General features: G+C 40.3%; 16 protein-coding genes. 6 read left to right on the top strand and 10 right to left on the bottom strand.

Annotated elements, in window-relative coordinates; translation table 11 throughout:
• Positions 1-2: 2 nt before the first annotated feature.
• The 5 genes from HMPREF1048_RS05520 to rsmH all read right to left on the bottom strand — a co-directional run bounded on the left by HMPREF1048_RS05520 (position 3) and on the right by rsmH (position 7324).
• Positions 3-2108 (bottom strand): ATP-dependent Clp protease ATP-binding subunit, encoded by a 2106-nt coding sequence (locus HMPREF1048_RS05520; RefSeq protein ID WP_001063418.1) that lies wholly within the window; start codon positions 2106-2108, stop codon positions 3-5.
• A gap of 700 nt (positions 2109-2808) precedes the next feature.
• Complete coding sequence (mraY, locus tag HMPREF1048_RS05530; RefSeq protein ID WP_000470803.1) at positions 2809-3789, bottom strand: phospho-N-acetylmuramoyl-pentapeptide-transferase; 981 nt, start codon at positions 3787-3789, stop codon at positions 2809-2811.
• Between the two features lies 1 nt (position 3790).
• Positions 3791-6043 carry a penicillin-binding protein PBP2X gene (gene pbp2x / locus HMPREF1048_RS05535; RefSeq protein ID WP_000872182.1) on the bottom strand — a complete coding sequence of 751 codons (2253 nt, stop codon included), beginning with the start codon at positions 6041-6043 and terminating at the stop codon, positions 3791-3793.
• Positions 6044-6046: 3 nt separating this feature from the next.
• Entirely contained in the window at positions 6047-6364 is a 318-nt protein-coding gene (gene ftsL / locus HMPREF1048_RS05540; RefSeq protein WP_000227824.1) for a cell division protein FtsL, read from the bottom strand.
• 9 nt (positions 6365-6373) lie between these two features.
• Positions 6374-7324, bottom strand: coding sequence for a 16S rRNA (cytosine(1402)-N(4))-methyltransferase RsmH (gene rsmH / locus HMPREF1048_RS05545; protein WP_000159432.1), 951 nt, complete (start codon positions 7322-7324; stop codon positions 6374-6376).
• 166 nt (positions 7325-7490) lie between these two features.
• On the opposite strand from rsmH, the gene HMPREF1048_RS05550 reads away from it, so the two are divergent.
• From HMPREF1048_RS05550 to HMPREF1048_RS05570, 6 genes are read left to right on the top strand one after another with little or no spacing between them, the layout of a single operon-like run.
• A complete protein-coding gene (locus tag HMPREF1048_RS05550) occupies positions 7491-7685 on the top strand; it encodes a helix-turn-helix transcriptional regulator (RefSeq protein WP_001082471.1) in 195 nt (64 codons plus the stop codon).
• 15 nt (positions 7686-7700) lie between these two features.
• On the top strand, positions 7701-8243 hold the full coding sequence (locus tag HMPREF1048_RS05555; RefSeq protein WP_000712385.1) for a DUF3278 domain-containing protein: 543 nt from the start codon (positions 7701-7703) through the stop codon (positions 8241-8243).
• 10 nt (positions 8244-8253) lie between these two features.
• Entirely contained in the window at positions 8254-8496 is a 243-nt protein-coding gene (locus HMPREF1048_RS05560) for a hypothetical protein (RefSeq protein ID WP_000711736.1), read from the top strand.
• Between the two features lie 9 nt (positions 8497-8505).
• The gene (locus tag HMPREF1048_RS0102215) at positions 8506-8832 is read left to right on the top strand and encodes a hypothetical protein (protein WP_000838786.1); all 327 of its coding nucleotides are present in this window, start codon (positions 8506-8508) and stop codon (positions 8830-8832) included.
• 26 nt (positions 8833-8858) lie between these two features.
• Entirely contained in the window at positions 8859-9437 is a 579-nt protein-coding gene (locus HMPREF1048_RS05565) for a DUF3278 domain-containing protein (protein ID WP_000711227.1), read from the top strand.
• Complete coding sequence (locus tag HMPREF1048_RS05570) at positions 9434-9910, top strand: glutathione peroxidase (protein WP_000203047.1); 477 nt, start codon at positions 9434-9436, stop codon at positions 9908-9910. The genes HMPREF1048_RS05565 and HMPREF1048_RS05570 overlap by 4 nt, the downstream gene beginning before the upstream one ends.
• Positions 9911-10056: 146 nt before the next feature.
• On the opposite strand, the gene HMPREF1048_RS05575 is transcribed toward HMPREF1048_RS05570, so the two are convergent.
• The 5 genes from HMPREF1048_RS05575 to HMPREF1048_RS05595 all read right to left on the bottom strand — a co-directional run bounded on the left by HMPREF1048_RS05575 (position 10057) and on the right by HMPREF1048_RS05595 (position 14693).
• Complete coding sequence (locus tag HMPREF1048_RS05575) at positions 10057-10347, bottom strand: DUF5960 family protein (protein ID WP_000196992.1); 291 nt, start codon at positions 10345-10347, stop codon at positions 10057-10059.
• A complete protein-coding gene (locus HMPREF1048_RS05580; protein WP_000567216.1) occupies positions 10340-10702 on the bottom strand; it encodes a hypothetical protein in 363 nt (120 codons plus the stop codon). Before HMPREF1048_RS05580 ends, HMPREF1048_RS05575 begins: the two co-directional genes overlap by 8 nt.
• The gene (locus HMPREF1048_RS05585; RefSeq protein WP_000540270.1) at positions 10699-12114 is read right to left on the bottom strand and encodes a Y-family DNA polymerase; all 1416 of its coding nucleotides are present in this window, start codon (positions 12112-12114) and stop codon (positions 10699-10701) included. Before HMPREF1048_RS05585 ends, HMPREF1048_RS05580 begins: the two co-directional genes overlap by 4 nt.
• Before the next feature lie 3 nt (positions 12115-12117).
• Positions 12118-12804 carry a helix-turn-helix domain-containing protein gene (locus tag HMPREF1048_RS05590; RefSeq protein WP_000284672.1) on the bottom strand — a complete coding sequence of 229 codons (687 nt, stop codon included), beginning with the start codon at positions 12802-12804 and terminating at the stop codon, positions 12118-12120.
• 416 nt (positions 12805-13220) lie between these two features.
• Positions 13221-14693, bottom strand: a complete 1473-nt coding sequence (locus tag HMPREF1048_RS05595; RefSeq protein WP_000414840.1) for a peptide MFS transporter — start codon at positions 14691-14693, stop codon at positions 13221-13223.
• Between the last annotated feature and the right edge of the window lie 235 nt (positions 14694-14928).

Genomic DNA, 14928 nt, shown 5'->3' on the forward strand with positions numbered 1-14928 from the left:
TATTAGGCTTTTTCACGAATAACCAAACCACCATCTTCCATATCTGCTTCTAGGTGTTTGGCATCTAGGTGATCCAAATGGAAATCTGTCACCTTATCACGAATTTCTTGTTCAACCACGCGACGGAGCGGACGAACACCCATGACTTCATCATAGCCTTCTTCTGTGATATAATCTTTAGCCGCTTGACTGACTACCAAATCAATGTCTTTCTTGGCCAAGGTTTGATTGACTTCAGCCAACATCAAATCCACAATCTTAGAAAGGTTTTCCTTAGTCAAGTGCGAGAACTCAATAACTGCATTAAAGCGGTTGAGAAATTCTGGACGGAAGAATGGTTTCAAACGGTCCATCAATTCTGGTTTATCCGCATCTTCTGTCAAGTTGGCTTCATAGCCAAATCCAGCATTTGAGGTCGCAATAATGACAGTATTCTTGAAGTTTACTGTATTTCCTTGACCATCTGTCAAACGACCATCATCTAGAACTTGGAGGAGAAGAGTAATGACTTGAGGATCAGCCTTTTCAATCTCATCCAAGAGAATGATAGAGTATGGATTGCGACGAACACGTTCTGTTAAGGTATTGCTATTATCATCATAGCCCACATATCCTGCTGTTGTACCAATTAGCTTAGAAACGGCTGTACGGTCACTGTATTCAGACATATCCAAACGGATGATCGCATCCTTGGTTCCAAACATATCTAGCGCCAATTGCTTAGCAAGTTCTGTCTTACCAACCCCAGTTGGTCCTACAAAGAGGAAGCTACCAATTGGGCGATTACCTTCATCAAAACCAGCACGATTACGACGGATAGCTTTTGCTACTGCTTCAACGGCCTTATCTTGACCAATAACTTTCGTCTGCAAACGATGACCCATATCTTTCAAACGTTCGATGTCCGTAGCCCCCATTTGAGATACTGGAATACCGGTCATTCGTTCTACAGATTCAGCCACATCGTTGACACTTGCAGTCACTTTCATATCTTCTGTGTGGTTTTCGATTTTCTTTTCCAATTCTGCAATGCGTGTTTTATAGTTTAGAGCTGCTTCAAAATCTTCTGCCTCAACAGCTTTTTCTTGCTTGTCTTTTTCTGCCTCAATTTCACGTTCAACAGCATGCACATCTGTTACTGGATGTTGAGCCGCCAAGTGAGCCGCCGTTACATCGACAAGGTCAATAGCCTTATCTGGCAAGCTACGTTGTGGAATGTATTGGACAGAATAATCTACTGCTGCCTTTAAGACTTCATCTGGCAAGATAACATTGTGGTGTTGTTGATAGAGATCACGAATTCCTTGAAGAATTTTATATGTATCCTCTGCTGAAGGAGCATTGACCTTGACTTCGTTGAAACGACGAGCAAGAGCTGCATTTTTCAAGATGGTGTTACGATATTCGTCTTGAGTCGTTGCTCCAATCACTGTCAATTCTCCACGAGAGAGGGCTGGCTTGAGAATGTCCGCAAGCCCTTTAGATCCACTGTCTCCACCAGTAGATCCAGCACCGAGGATTTGGTGAATTTCATCAAAGAAGAGGATAATATTCCCTGCTTCTTTCACTTCATTTACTAGATTTTGAATGTTTTCTTCAAAGCTACCACGGTATTGGGTCCCAGCCTCAAGGCCTGAGATATCAATGGAAATAATTTCCTTATTCTTAATAGCAGCTGGAACATCACCATTCACAATAGCTTGTGCCAAACCTTCGACAACGGCTGTCTTACCAACGCCTGCATCTCCGACCAAAACAGGATTGTTCTTGGTACGGCGTGAGAGGATTTCAGATGCTTCTTGAATTTCCTTGTTTCGTCCGATAACAGGATCCAGCTTGCCCTCACGAGCTTCTGCTGTCAAGTTTCGACCTAGTTTAGCAAGGACACCGTCTTGTTTCATACCTGATGCCTGTTGTGGCATTTGTCCATCAACTTCTGCATTTCCTGGTAATTGACCAGTTGCACGATAGTGAGCAAATTCCTCAGGTGTCACTTCACGTCCATTAATCAAGTAACGACGATTTTCAGAACTGTATCCTCGCATACCACCCATCAATTGGTTAAATAAATCATCCATGTTATTAAAATTATTAAAGTTGTTGTTCATATTCTTTACCTCTTTTTGTTATTTATTATTACTGATATTGACTTTCTTTGACCTTTATTTTAAAAAATTTAGACTAGCTAGATTGCTACTCTACGTACTATTTCTGGTTTTTCTTTTTCAAGCAGGAGTAGACTATCTTTACTTCTGAAGATTTCTAGATTAAACATAGACCCCACCTCTTTCTATTTTACTTTAAATAAGTGTTCTAGCAAGGCTTTCATTTACCTTACGTTCATAATATACTACATTAGTCAAAAAAGGTCAATGAATTTGACTTTAATTGATCAATATTTTTTTACACTCTTCGAAAACCTCTTCAAACTACATCAGCTTCGCCTTATCTACAACCTCAAAACAGGGTTTTGAGCAACCTGCGGCTAGCTTCCTAGTTTGTTCTTGATTTTCATTGAGCATAAGTGTTCTAGTAAGGCTCTCATTTACCTTACGTTCATAATATACTACATTAGTCAGAAAAGGTCAAGAGTTTTGACTTTAATTGACCAATTTTTTTATACTCTTCGAAAATCTCTTCAAACCACATCAGCTTCGTCTTATCTACAAGCTCAAAACCGTATTTTGAGCTGACTTCGTCAGTCTTATCCACAACCTCTAAGCTATGTTTTGAGCACTTCCTAGTTTGCTCTTTGATTTTCATTGTGTATTTAACGCAAAAACACCCTGAAATATCAGGGTGCTATTCTTACATCAAATATAAAATTGCTAGGGTCAGGAGACTTGCTAGAAGCCCCACTCCCCAAAAGAAGAAGTCGACCTTCCACTCGCTCCAAGGACTTCCCTTACCAGACAATCCTCCAAGCTCAAAATGATGATGCACAGGCGTCATACGAAAAATACGTTTACCACCTGTCAGTTTGAAATAACTGACTTGCATCATAACCGAAGTTGTTTCAAAGACATAAACAATTCCGATAATCAAGAGAGTCCATTCTTGGTGGAGGGCCATAGAGATAGCTGCCAGCATTCCACCTAGGGCCAAACTTCCCACATCCCCCATAAAGACTTTAGCAGGCTTATGGTTAAAGACAAAGAAACCAAGCAAACCACCAATCATGGCAAGAATCACTAGAAGAATATCCATCTGACCTTGCACATAGGCAATAACTCCATAGGCAGACAAGCTAATCACAACGGAAATACTCGCTAGACCGTCAATACCATCTGTCAAGTTGACTGCGTTTGAAAAACCAACTAGCCAGAAAAGAGCGAAGATAATATAGAAAATCCCTAAATGCACTTGGTAGCCAAAGACAGAGAGCATATCGCCCCCACGCTCATAAAAAAGGTAGAAAATGACGCCACCTAGCAGCTGAAGAGCCAATTTCTGTTTGGGATTAAGGCCCTCATTGATTTTACGGAAGACCTTGAGAAAGTCATCTAAAAAACCAACCAAACCATACAAGACCAAAATAAACAAAATCATACCAACATTATTGGTCAATTGTTTCGAAAAAAGAGCGACGAGGAAACTCACCACAACTGCAGCAATGAGGAAAACAAGCCCCCCCATTGTAGGAGTCCCAGCTTTTGCCTGGTGCTGTTTGACATCCTCATGCATCTGCTGGCCTGTAATTTGCGCCTTTCTATAAAATTGGATAAAGGCCGGAATTCCTACTAAAGTTAGTAAAAATGTCACAATTCCAGCACTGATAGAAATAAACATATTAGTCTCCTAAAGTTAATGTAATTTTTTTAATGTTTTTGATAGCTGTATTAGTCCGAACATCCTGCTTCTGAACAACAGAACCTGAACCTTCAAATTCCAGTTCAATATCCAACCATTTAGCAAAGGTCTCGGCAGTCTCTTTTTTCCAGCCATACATGTCTGGAATTTCTTCTACCTTATCCGATAAAAGGAGAACTTGTTGGTTTGGTGCAAGATTGGTCCCTTCTTCTACAGAAGTCTCTTTAATCTTTGTTCCAGTACCTACAACGATTGGTTGCACAATATTTCGGCGTAAGGCTTCCGCCAACTCACCAGGTGAAATATCCTTGATGCTAGGCATTGCATAAGAAGATTCTGTCGTAACTTTATCTAAATTTTTGGCTGGAGATTGAAGATTGAGAGATTCTTTCATAGCTGAAGCCCGCTCCAAGATTGGGGTGGCAAATTCTCCCAACTGGATACCTGAATAATGCTCAGGCTGTTGAACCGTTACATACAAGATAAAATCAGGATTTTCAGCAGGATTCATAGTCACAGCTGAGAAAATATAATTGGTAGAACCAACCAAGTATCCTCCATTTTTCTCATCAGCGATTTGAGCCGTACCGGATTTAACTGCTACATTTTGTCCAGGAACTGTTATAATTGGCTTTCCTGTGTAGTGATTATACATAGTTCCATATAGAGGGTCCGTCCCAACTAAGATCATGTGATTTCGAGTTGTGCTTGCTGCCTCTTTGGGAACAGGATTTCCTACTATTTCTTTTTGTGACTTACGTACAGACTGATTGTTAGTATCATAAATAGCACTTATAAATTTTGGCTCCAGCATAACTCCATCATTAGCAATAGCTGTAAAGGCACGAAGCATTTGTGTTTGTGTCACTGAAATTCCTTGCCCAAATGAGCTTTGAGCAATACTAACAATATTATCAGCTGGAAGTTGACCAGCGTATTCATCTGTCAAGCCAAAGCGAGTTGGAACCCCAAATTTAAAGCGTTTTAGATAATCCAACCAAGTAGCATCTCCCATTTTTTGTTCAAGTAGACTCATTCCAACATTACTGGAGTGAGCGAAACCTTGTAAGAAAGTCATCATCCCACCAGTAGTCAAACCAGCATTAACATCCCAATCTCGAGTCGTCGCATCCGCTATTTTAAATTCACTGCTATTGAAGTATTCTCCACTTGGGAAGGTATTATTATCAATAGCAGCAGCGAGCGTCATGACCTTCATGGCTGACCCTGGCTCATAGTTACTTTGATAGAGGATATCACGCCAAACAAAGTCCTTAGTGATTCCTTCTTTAGTATCTGCATTAAAGGTCGGTCGTTGGGTGGTAGCAAGGATTTCACCGGTCTTTGCACTGACCAAGGTCGCGGTCATGTACTTACCTTTTTCTTTTTCTAGAAAGGCATCCATTTGGGTTTCCATGAAGGACTGAAGGGTGCTGGAAATAGTCGTATAAACATCCTTGCCATCTACCGTTTGTTGGGAAACTTGTTCTGTTCCAGGGACAATATTACCCAGACGATCTTTTTCATAGGTAATAATACCGTCTGTCCCTGCAAGAATACTGTTCAAGGAACTCTCCATTCCAGAGGTTCCCAGCAAGCTCTTGCTGCCATCTTCATTTTCATGGAGCTGAGCTAGACCGATAAAACTAGAAGCAAATTGTCCGTTTGGATAACTTCTGTTAGGGCTAGTTGTAAAGTCAATCCCTTCCACACTAGCATCTTTCAAATCTTTTTTAATAGCCATCATATTGGCATATGTAATCCCATTTCCTTTTGCACCAAAGGAAACCTGGGTCAGATTTGGTTGAGCCAGTTGCTCTTTCACATAAGCCTCATCCATATCCAAATACTTATGGAAAATTTCTGCTACCTTATTAAACTGCGAATCCTCTACATAAAGAATTTTTCCCGTTGCTGACTTGTATTTTTTGTCAATAACAGCATAGACATTATAAGAGGTCGCATCTTCTGCGATAGGCACTCCATTTCGGTCATAGATAGTTCCACGCTTGGCAGGAACTGTTCGGGTTGTTTGGTGAACCTTTTTAGCTTCTTTTACTAAGTCAGTACCAAATATATTACCTTTCGCGATAATATAAGCAAAATTGGCCAAAAAGAGACCAAAAAGGGCAACCGCTACAAAGCTGAGGTACTTACCAACTATCCTACGGTTTTTTGCTGGAGATTTACGATTTTTGATCGCAAATCGGGTTATTTTTTCTGTCCATTTCATATCTTACTCCGCTGTTCGGATATTTTCATTATTCAATTTCAAATCTTTTTTATCTGCAATCTCTTTCAAACGCTCTGAACGAATCAATTCATTCACTTCCTGCTTGGCATCGTCCAGCTCTGTTTTCTTCTCCTCTATCTGCGCATTGATTTTCGTCAAATCACTTTGCACTTGCAAAAGTCGTGTCTGCATAAAGATGATACTCACTGCTAAAACGAGAGCTGTAAATGCGATGGAAAGATAAAAAGCCTTCTCCACACGTGAGAATTTTTTGATACGATTCTGCAAGAATTGACTGGTTGTTTCTTTCTTATCTACCATTTTTTCCTCTTACTTGTGAATTTTTCTGGCCACGCGCAACTTAGCTGAGTGCGAGCGGTTATTGGCTTCTAACTCTTCTGCACTTGGCAAGATTGGCTTACGGGACACCAATTCCATCTTAGGCTTGAGATCATCTGGGATGAAAGGCAAACCTTTTGGAACTTCAACCGTTGAAGCTTCCTTGAACAATTGCTTGGTCAAGCGGTCTTCTAGTGAATGGAAGGTAATCACTGAGATTCTACCATCTAGAGCCAACATATCCATAGCCTGCTGGATAGATTCATCTGCAGCTCCCAGTTCATCATTGACTTCAATCCGAATAGCTTGGAAAATCTGCTTGGCAGGATGGCCCTTCTTCTTGAGCTCCTTAGCAGGCTTAGCCGACTTGATGATCTCTGCCAACTCAGTCGTTGTCTCGATTGGCTTGACTTCACGTGCTTGTTCAATCTTACGCGCAATCTGTTTAGAAAACTTATCCTCACCATACTTGAAGAAAATACGAACCAAGTCATGATAGTCATAGTGATTCACCACTTCATAAGCTGTCAGACTAGCTTCCTGATTCATCCGCATATCCAGTGGCGCATCCTTTTTATAAGAAAAACCACGCTCACGCTGGTCCAATTGAGGACTAGACACTCCCAAGTCATAACAAATTCCATCAATTTCCTGAACACCAGCTTCGCGCAAACGTGCCTGTAAATGACGGAAGTTATCCTTTATAAAAGTCACCATCCCCTTTTCAATGTAAGGTGCCAAACGTTTTTGCGCATTGTCAATGGCATTCTGGTCCTGGTCAAAGGCATAGAGATGGCCTTTTTCACTTAATTTACTTAATAAATATTCGCTATGGCCTGCTCCACCCAAGGTCGCATCAACGTAAACACCGTCAGGTTTCACATCAAGCATATCAATCGTTTCGTGGAGTAAGACCGTTACATGATGAAATTCTTTTGTCATATCTTATCTATTTTACCACAAATCTGACTAGCTTGCACTAGTCAGACAAATAGGGCAAAAACAAGTAAGATTTCTTTAAGAAATATGTCAAATATGCTTGACATTCGCTCTATAGAAGAATATAATATAGTCAAATATATACGACACAAATCAGAAAGGAGAACAGATGAATCGTGTGAAAGAATTTCGCAAGGAACTGGGCATTTCCCAGCTCGAACTCGCCAAGGATATCGGTGTCTCGAGACAAACCATCAATATGATTGAAAACGACAAGTACAACCCAACTCTGGAACTCTGTCTCAATCTCGCCCGTAGCCTCCAAACTGACCTCAACAGTCTCTTTTGGGAGGATAATTTTTAAAAAAGGAGCCAACTTATGAAAAAAGAAACCTTCACGGAAAAACTCATCAAACGCACTTACAGTATTTCTGATCCACTTGACGAATACAAACGACGCGAGGCTGATCGTATCGGCAATCAAGTCTTTATCATCCTCTTTTATCTGATGATTTTCGGAAATCTTATTCCACTCCTTCTGGCCTATAAATATCCTCAGCTAGTGGCTCTAGTCTATCCTCCTCTGATTTTAGTGATTGCCCTCATAGTTGCTGGATATCTCACCTACCAAATGAAAAAAACAGGGATTACAGCTATTGATCCAGATATGCTGAGTGAGAAAGAAAGCAAGCAACTACATTACCCTGGTCTGAAAGCAGGTTTGTTCTTTGGTCTATGGATGTTTTTTATAACTCCTCTTCTCGGTATACTCATAGGTGAAGGTCAGGACTATTTCCATTCTCTTCTCACTATAAGAAATGGTGTATCAAGCATTCTCGGTTCTATCTTCTTCGGAGCAAGCATACAGTTCCTCATCTCCCGTCGCATTGAAAAAGCTAAGAAAGATCAAGATGAGAATTAGGAGGTGCCTTATGAAAAAAGAAAAGAAACAGTTACGTTATCCTGGTCTGAAAGCAGGTTCGATTTATGGAACAATAATATTTTTTATAATTCAACCCATTGATACCCTAACAAGTGAAAATCCAAATTTTATCACTTCTCTTCTAAATACAAAACATATTTTTAAAACTATACTGGGAGCTTTCTTTTTCGGAGTGATGATACATATTGTCGACTCACTTCGTATTGCAAGAGCTAAAAAAGACCAGGATTAGGAGGTACCTATGAAATCATTACTAACTTTACTTACCTATCATCTTTTGTTCAGTTCTCTTCTCATCTTCATCATCGTTTCAGGGAACTTGCCATTCAGCGAGATATTCCTCCTTCTAGTCTTTATTCCAGCCCTCAACAAAGGACTAACTTATCTAAAGATTGACTCCCAAAAAACACGCATACTCAACTTAGCACTGTGCTTTATGATTATATCTTTACCACAACTGACGCTCATTTCAAGCAATTGGAAATATTATATACTGCTAACTATCGCTAGCTTATCATCTATCACTTATCTTTATTATCTCTATCAATTCGTAAAAGAAAGTCAGTAAAACCGCTCATTTAGGAGGTTACTAGTATGAAAAAAGAAGACTTCACCACTCGCCTACTTCGAAATCTCTTTCACATTCAGGGCCCTTTTGATGAATGCCGACAAGAGATTATCTACAAGGCTTGTGCCCGTTCTATGGTTCAAATCGTTTATTCTTCCTTCTTCCTCTTCTTGTTTTATCTGTTATTTGGACGCTTCATAGAGGCCGTTCGCTATGCCATGCCCTACGTTTACTCTGGACTCATTTTTTTCATTACTTTAAAAACTCAAAGAGCCGTCAAAGAACTCCATCTGGAAAAAGATGACAAGTCAGAAATTATCCTCAAAACCTACAGCAAAGCCCAAATCAAATTCCGAAGCTGGATTGTGTTTATCGGTCTTCAGATTGGCCTCTTTACCTTACTCATCTTTCATAAAGTCTTCGTTCAGCAGATGTCCCTTCCAGATTTTGGAAAGTTGCTCATGCAATTTGATAAAAGTGGTCCTTTCCTAATGTATGGCCTGATTATCGGCAGCATTTTTGGAACCCTCACCTACGGATTTCTATCACTACAGGAGGAGAAAACTCCTAAAAATACCAAACAGAAGGAGAAAAGCAAGCAATGACTTCACTATACGATTTTTCAGTTTTGAACCAAGACAATCAAGAAACTCCACTAAATGCCTATCGTGGGAAAGTTCTCTTGGTTATCAACACTGCTACCGGATGTGGTTTAACACCCCAGTACCAAGCTCTCCAAGAACTCTATGACCGCTATCAAGACCAAGGTTTTGAGATTTTAGACTTCCCTTGCAATCAGTTTATGGGACAAGCCCCCGGCAGCGCAGAGGAAATCAACGCCTTCTGTAGCCTACACTATCAAACCACTTTCCCACGTTTTGCCAAGATCAAGGTCAACGGTAAGGAGGCAGATCCCCTCTATGTTTGGTTGAAAGAACAAAAATCTGGCCCACTAGGAAAACGAATCGAATGGAATTTCGCTAAATTTCTCATCGATCGTGATGGGCAAGTCTTTGAACGCTTCTCTTCAAAAACAGACCCACAACAAATTGAAGAGGCCATACAAGCCCTACTATAATTTCACAATCTCACTATGATTAGGTTTCCTTTAGCCTAATGAATAGTGAGATTTTTTGATGGGCTTTGACTTAAATAGAAAAACACCCCATGATATGAAACATGAAGTGTTGTAAAAATGATACATTCATAGCAGACAATTCAATACTAGACACTATTTTTAACCCCAGCATATACATAGGTCCTATTTCTAGGACACGCTTTTTCCGTTACCACCCTAAAATAAAAGCTATGCTCCCGCCCATCCTTGGCATTTTCCTTGTTTAAGACAAAGTAGTTTTTCTGATTCATCGCCATGGTTCGTAGGATGTCATCAATCAAGAAAGTCAAGGGTACGTTCATGGCAGAATATTTTTGAAAATCCTCTTCAAAATGAATATAGTTATCTGAAAAATAATCCATCTGTAGTTTGTTTTCATACAGCTCTTTTCTAGTCATAAACTCCCTCCTCCCACGGTCGAATTTCGAGGACATCTGCAACCTCTATCAACCTATATCCCTCGTTTGTCCTAATAGATAGAGTCTGAGGTGATAACTCTCTCACCACACCGATGATAGTGATTTTCTGCTTCTTTTCCTTTACCACAAAGCGTCCCTTAAGTTGGCCAACATAAAGCTGAGAAAGCAAGTTCAGTTTCTCAATTGGGTTCAAATTTGTTGAAAAAACAACCCGATTTTTTTCTTCACTAAGCGAACTAGTATGTTCTGAAAGGTAAAACCCCATCCACTTCTGCATACCTGGATCTTGATAATCTCGCGCAGATTGAAAAGGTAAATAAGAACGATCAATCATTTTAGTCCATCTAATCCTCCAGCAGAATGACCTCCAATCAGCTTGCTTCTGGCAAGACTCCTAGAGGCTTCTTCCAGTGCATTGGCTCTTAAAAGAGAAGTGAAACCAAATTGTTCCCGAATGGAGTCAATGGCCGTCTGGAGCCTTTCTTCTTTTTCTAACTTGTCAACATCATCAAAGAGAGATATCAAACCAAATGACTCGTCTACAAAGCCTGAATAGTTTACTCCGACACTTCTGACTGCTCCAGAAGTGTATTTGTCATGAAATAGCTTCAAAACATAATCCGTTAAGACAGCTGTATTATTGGTAGGTTCGACCTTCATTTGTGTGTGAATAGACGACCTAACCTCCTGTTTAGAGAAACCGACATAGATAGAGACAAGGGTTGTTTTCTTTCCAGACCTTCTCAATCTAATAGCTACCTGCTCCGCCATTTCTCGAAGAATAATTTCAATATCCCGTAGCTTCACGTAGTCTCTCGGCAAGATTTGAGAATTCCCCAAGCCCTTTGATTTGGCTTTATAGGGCTTATGAACATTGCTCTCATCAATCCCGTTGGCATGAAACCACAAACGCAGACCAGCCTGACCCAGAACTTTCTTTAGCTGGTCGGGATTGCTGGTTGCCAATTCCTTGATAGAAAAAATCCCCAGAGCATGCAAGCGCTTCTCCATCCGCCTGCCAATTCCCCAAAAGTCGGTCATCTTGGGAATGGACCAGACCTTCTCTTCCACATCCTGGTAAGACCAGTTGGCCCTCATGGTCGGAGTGTGCTTGGCCTCATTATCCAGAGCCAACTTGGCCAGTAAAGGATTAGCATTTGACATGCCCACTGTAGAGTAGATCCCTGTCTGCCTCCAAATATCCCTCTGAATACGAGCAGAAAGCATATCCAGCTTGTCTTTGCGAGAAAGACTCTTATCTGGGATGAAATAGTTGAGCGAACTAGTCAGGTCAACAAAACCCTCATCGATAGAGTAAGGATAAATATCATCTGGACTGCCATAGTTTTGAAAGATTCGCTGGATTTCCATATTGACTGCGATGTACTCATCCATCCTAGGTGGCACAATCAAGGTCACTTGAGCCCAATCTTCGATGTAGCGAACATAGTCTGAATCAGTAGGCAACCCCTGCTTTCTAGCATTGTAATAGGAAAATTTTCGCGTTTTGATATCAAAAGGCAAATCATAGGCCCGACCAACATTTGACTTGCCAAAAATCTTCTTAAATAGGGGAGAGGAGGCTAGGATAAGACCAGTTGAGTTATCCGCGCGACTCATAACACAAAGCGAAGTTTTCAGCGGATGTAAGCCCCTTTTCACGCACTCAACACTAGCATAAAAAGATTTCATATCGACAAAGGCAATGTCACTTTTGGGTTCTCTGGAATAATCAAAGTAGCCCATAGGCTAGCCCTCCATCGGCACAAAGTTCCCAACGATAATGCCAACAATCCGAGGATCTTCCTCGTAGGAGATGAAAATGTCCTTGTATTTAGGATTGATCGATACCAGACGCAAGCCATTCTCCTCTCGATAGACCCGTTTGATATAGGTCTGGTTGTTGCAAACCACTGCATAAACCGCCCCGTCATAGTCAAATCCTGTCTCTCGAATCAGGGCCACTGAACCATTTTGGTATTTAGGTTCCATGGAGTCCCCAGACACCCATGACGCAAAATCATGAGCCAACTCCTCATTAAAGTAAACCGTATCAAAATTCCGATCATCGTAGACCGAAGCTCCAATCCCTGCTGACATGCGTTCATAAACACGGTACTCGTAGAGGCGCTCTGGCATAGCTGTCACTTTCTGGGCTTGCTCCTCTTGAGCCAGGTTGCGAGCATAGAGAACAACCTTCTCCCGCCCTTGCTTGGAGAGGCTATGGTAGAGACGGACAATCTCGATCTGAGTAAAATATCCTTTGGGTACCTTTAAAATGTTCTCTAACTGGGACACCTTCTCCTTAGACGGTTCTTTGATTCCACGTTCCCAAGCTGAGTAAGCCTGGAAACTAATCCCAAGTTGCTCTGCAATTTCCTTCTGTGTCAGTTTTAACTCTTTCCTCCGAGCCTTTAATTTTTCTGGTTGATACATACTTCACCTCCTATTATGATGCTTTAATGGACATTATCTCTCTTAGAAAGACTAATCGATGCTTGAATCCATAATTTCAAAACTCAACCATTATGGTTTAGTTTTATTATATAAAAAAAGTAGACAAATGTCCACTAGGAAAAGCAGAAACATCGTGAGTTTTATACTCAATGAAAATCAAAGAGCAAACTAGGAAGCTAGCCGCAGGTTGCTCAAAACACTGTTTTGAGGTTGTAGATAAGACTGACGAAGTCAGTCACATATGTACGGCAAGGCGACGTTGACGCGGTTTGAAGAGATTTTCGAAGAGTATTAATCAAACTAAAAGGACCTAGCCCTATACAATACAGAACTAAATCCTTTGAATAAATAATTGATCTAACTTTTAAAATTCCTACAGAAATTCCAGTTTTTCTCTATTTGATACCAGACATTAGTTTTTCAATACGTGGAACGTAGAAGAGTAAGATAATACCGAATACAATCGTAATTCCTCCAACAATTCCATAGTAAGCCACTTCAGTTTCGCTTGTATAAAATTTTACAATTTGAGCATTGATAGCTTGGGAAGCTGCATTACTCAAGAACCAGATAGACATCATTTGTGCTTGGAAGGATTTTGGTGCTAGCTTAGTAGTAACTGATAGACCAATAGGCGAAATCAACATTTCCCCCACAATCACAATAGCCCAACTCATAATCAACCAGAAAGGACTGACCTTAATATCTGTCCCAAAGAGCATTCCTGGTAACATCATCCACAAGAAGGATAAACCTGCTGCAAATAAACCGTAAGCAAATTTCTTAGAAGAGGACGGTTGCTTTTTACCCATTTTTCCCCACAACCATGCAAAAATCGGCACATAAATCATAATGAAAAGTGGATTGATACTTTGGAAGAAACTAGATGGGAAATGAATCTGATTCTCAAATACATTAAAGTAAAGTCGAGTTTGATCATCCGCAAATAGAGCGAGAACAACAGATCCCTGCTCCTCAATAGACCAGAAGAGTACTCCAGCGATAAATAAAGGAATGTAGGCAAACACTCGGGATCTCTCAGTAGCAGTTATTTTATGACTAGATAAAATTTTGAAGAAATAGTAGATTGGAATGATTACCGCAATCACTGTAAAGATATTAACAATCATATCCACGTTAAACTGGTGAGTAAAGACTAAACCTATAACCACGAGAATAACCATGACAAGTGTAATCAGCAAGCGTTTAATCAATGTCTGCTGGTCCTTCTGTGAAAGGGGATCAGTGGGGTAAAGACTTGATTCAGGCAGGTATTTCTTCCCATCTAAAACATACTTCACCAGACCAAAGAACATCCCAACGGCAGCTAATGAGAAACCTAGATGGAAATTGACTTCCTGACCTAGATAACCTACTAGATAAGGGGCAACGAAGGCACCTAAGTTAATACCAAAGACAAAGATACTAAAACCTGCATCTCGTCTATCATCCTCTTTCTCATAAATTCCCCCAACCATATCTGAGATATTGGGTTTTAAAAATCCAGTACCAAAGATAATCAAGGCAATAGAAAGATAGAGAGCCACTTGTCCAAAAGGTGTTGCCAAAGCAATATGCCCTAGCATAATCAAAATCCCACCGTAAAAGACAGTCTTACGGCTTCCTAAAATACGGTCACTGACAAAACCACCGACAACCGAGGACAAAAATACCAGCGAGCCATAAATCGCCATAACCGATGCAGCTGTGGTCTTATCCATTCCCAATCCACCATCTTGCACACTATAGTACATATAGTAAAGTAGGATAGCTCGCATCCCATAGTAAGAAAAGCGTTCCCACATCTCTGTAAAGAAGAGGGTGGACAAGCCCATAGGATGTCCAAAAAATGTTTTCTGTTTTTCCATATATATTCTCCTTTAACGATATAATAATTCATTTTACAGAATTTTCAAACAAATGTCAAACAAATCCTGTTTATTTTAGAAAATTTTCTGAAAAAATCACACGTCTCATACTTAATTCCATCATAAAAATCCATTTCAGACTAACTTCCACTTCGGTCAGGCAAGTGGAAGTTACTTTGAAAAATCACCTTTAAAAATTTGCTCTTGTTTAGTTTATACTCAATGAAAATCAAAG

Source organism: Streptococcus mitis SK575, from assembly GCF_000257865.1.
GTDB lineage: Bacteria > Bacillota > Bacilli > Lactobacillales > Streptococcaceae > Streptococcus > Streptococcus mitis_CQ.

Bases quoted from the DNA above. Each gene is read 5' to 3' on its own strand.
- HMPREF1048_RS05595 (WP_000414840.1), bottom strand. From the start codon at position 14,693: ATGGAAAAACAGAAAACATTTTTTGGACATCCTATGGGCTTGTCCACC.
- HMPREF1048_RS0102215 (WP_000838786.1), top strand. From the start codon at position 8,506: ATGAAATCATTACTAACTTTACTTACCTATCATCTTTTGTTCAGTTCT.
- HMPREF1048_RS05590 (WP_000284672.1), bottom strand. From the start codon at position 12,804: ATGTATCAACCAGAAAAATTAAAGGCTCGGAGGAAAGAGTTAAAACTG.
- HMPREF1048_RS05520 (WP_001063418.1), bottom strand. From the start codon at position 2,108: ATGAACAACAACTTTAATAATTTTAATAACATGGATGATTTATTTAAC.
- rsmH (WP_000159432.1), bottom strand. From the start codon at position 7,324: ATGACAAAAGAATTTCATCATGTAACGGTCTTACTCCACGAAACGATT.
- pbp2x (WP_000872182.1), bottom strand. From the start codon at position 6,043: ATGAAATGGACAGAAAAAATAACCCGATTTGCGATCAAAAATCGTAAA.
- HMPREF1048_RS05575 (WP_000196992.1), bottom strand. From the start codon at position 10,347: ATGACTAGAAAAGAGCTGTATGAAAACAAACTACAGATGGATTATTTT.
- HMPREF1048_RS05565 (WP_000711227.1), top strand. From the start codon at position 8,859: ATGAAAAAAGAAGACTTCACCACTCGCCTACTTCGAAATCTCTTTCAC.
- HMPREF1048_RS05555 (WP_000712385.1), top strand. From the start codon at position 7,701: ATGAAAAAAGAAACCTTCACGGAAAAACTCATCAAACGCACTTACAGT.
- HMPREF1048_RS05585 (WP_000540270.1), bottom strand. From the start codon at position 12,114: ATGGGCTACTTTGATTATTCCAGAGAACCCAAAAGTGACATTGCCTTT.
- ftsL (WP_000227824.1), bottom strand. From the start codon at position 6,364: ATGGTAGATAAGAAAGAAACAACCAGTCAATTCTTGCAGAATCGTATC.
- HMPREF1048_RS05560 (WP_000711736.1), top strand. From the start codon at position 8,254: ATGAAAAAAGAAAAGAAACAGTTACGTTATCCTGGTCTGAAAGCAGGT.
- mraY (WP_000470803.1), bottom strand. From the start codon at position 3,789: ATGTTTATTTCTATCAGTGCTGGAATTGTGACATTTTTACTAACTTTA.
- HMPREF1048_RS05550 (WP_001082471.1), top strand. From the start codon at position 7,491: ATGAATCGTGTGAAAGAATTTCGCAAGGAACTGGGCATTTCCCAGCTC.
- HMPREF1048_RS05580 (WP_000567216.1), bottom strand. From the start codon at position 10,702: ATGATTGATCGTTCTTATTTACCTTTTCAATCTGCGCGAGATTATCAA.
- HMPREF1048_RS05570 (WP_000203047.1), top strand. From the start codon at position 9,434: ATGACTTCACTATACGATTTTTCAGTTTTGAACCAAGACAATCAAGAA.